The sequence below is a fragment of the Photobacterium lucens genome (genome assembly GCF_009873615.1).
In the GTDB taxonomy this organism is placed as follows: Bacteria; Pseudomonadota; Gammaproteobacteria; order Enterobacterales; family Vibrionaceae; genus Photobacterium; species Photobacterium lucens.
The window spans coordinates 1-1531 of record NZ_SSMG01000492.1 but is presented as its reverse complement, the minus strand read 5'-3'; the positions used below and the strand labels follow the sequence as shown (position 1 = coordinate 1531).

Annotated in this window: 2 protein-coding genes; one reads left to right on the top strand and one right to left on the bottom strand. The window is 36.3% G+C overall.

All coding sequences use genetic code 11. From position 1 onward, the window contains the following. A partial coding sequence (locus E5A76_RS20280) for a lytic murein transglycosylase (RefSeq protein ID WP_161120042.1) occupies positions 1-747 on the top strand: 747 nt, incomplete at its 5' end. Between the two features lie 231 nt (positions 748-978). Here the strand turns inward: E5A76_RS20280 and E5A76_RS20275 are convergent. Then, positions 979-1374, bottom strand: coding sequence for an H-NS family histone-like protein (locus E5A76_RS20275; protein WP_008986577.1), 396 nt, complete (start codon positions 1372-1374; stop codon positions 979-981). Positions 1375-1531 lie beyond the last annotated feature (157 nt).

Genomic DNA, 1531 nt, shown 5'->3' with positions numbered 1-1531 from the left:
GATCAATATATTCCTCGTGCTGTACCTGATTGGAAAGTAAAACAAGCACGTCGTTTATATCATGAGAATAAAGAAACCTTAGATCGCATTGGTAAAGAATATGGTGTTCAGCCTCGCTTTATTGTTGCGTTGTGGGGTGTTGAAAGTAACTTTGGTAAATTACAAGGTAATTACCATGTTGTTGAAGCATTAACGACATTAGCTTATGAAGGTCGTCGTGAAGAGTTATTCCGCAAACAAGTGATGGCGGCATTACAAATTCTTCAAGAAGGTCACATTACTATTGATGAGATGAGAGGTTCTTGGGCTGGCGCAATGGGTCAGTGTCAATTTATGCCAACGTCTTATTTAACCTTCGCGGTTGATGGAAATAATGATGGTAAAGCGGATATTTGGAATACTAAAGCGGATGTATTTGCTTCTGCTGCGAATTACCTGAAGAAATCTGGTTGGAATGATAAATATACTTGGGGGCGCCAAGTACAAATTCCGTCATCATTATCTGACAGTTTAAAAGGCACTGATGCCGAGAAAGGAAAAACGTTAGCACAGTGGCAGGCCTTAGGGGTTCGTACCTTATCGGGTACTAACTTACCGCAAGAAGATATTGAAGCTTGGTTAGTTCAACCTGATGATAACCATGGTCGTGCATATCTTGTTTATGGTAATTACCAAACGCTAATGAAATGGAATCGATCTCACTATTTTGCATTAGCAGTAAGCCATTTAGCCGATAAGATTTACTGAACCGAGCTAAATTAATTGCTATCTAGAGTGTATTAAAAGCCAGGCATTTTTGTCTGGTTTTTTAATATAGATAAAGAGTCGTGGTATTAAAGTAATAAATAAGGGAAAGATAACGTATACCTTTAAACTATTTATATTTACTTTTTACGCTGATATACAGGCAAAACTTTGTTTTTAGTAAGTATAAAAAAGCCCAACTTAGTTGGGCTTTTTCGTAATGCTTTTTGCAAATTAGATTTCGAAATCTTCTAAAGATTTACCTTCATCTAGTGCTTTTTTAAGTGCGCTTGGTGTACGGCCTTGGCCTGTCCATGTTTTTTCTTCACCGTTTTCGTCGATGAACTTATATTTAGCAGGACGTGCAGCACGTTTTGCTTTTGGTGCTTTAGAAAGGCTCGCTAATAATTCTTCTGGGTCGATACCATCTGCTAATAGCATTTCACGGTATTGAGCTAGTTTCTCATTACGCTCATTTTCTTTAGCTTGTTCCGCTGCTTCAGCTTCAGCACGTTCTTGAACAACGGTAGTTAATTTCTCAAGTGCTTCTTCTAGTTGCTCTAGAGTATATTCACGAGAAAGAGCACGAAGACTACGAAGGTTTAAAAGTGCTTTCATTGCATCAGACATTTTTATATTTCCTGTTATTTTTAACTAACTGTAAATAATAATAGCAGTGTCGAATCATTTATTACAATAGTAATGTTTTTATTCTTTATGTCAAAACACTTTAATCGTTATTCTCTTTAATAGTTAATTAAAACAACAATCCATTTATAATTAAAAG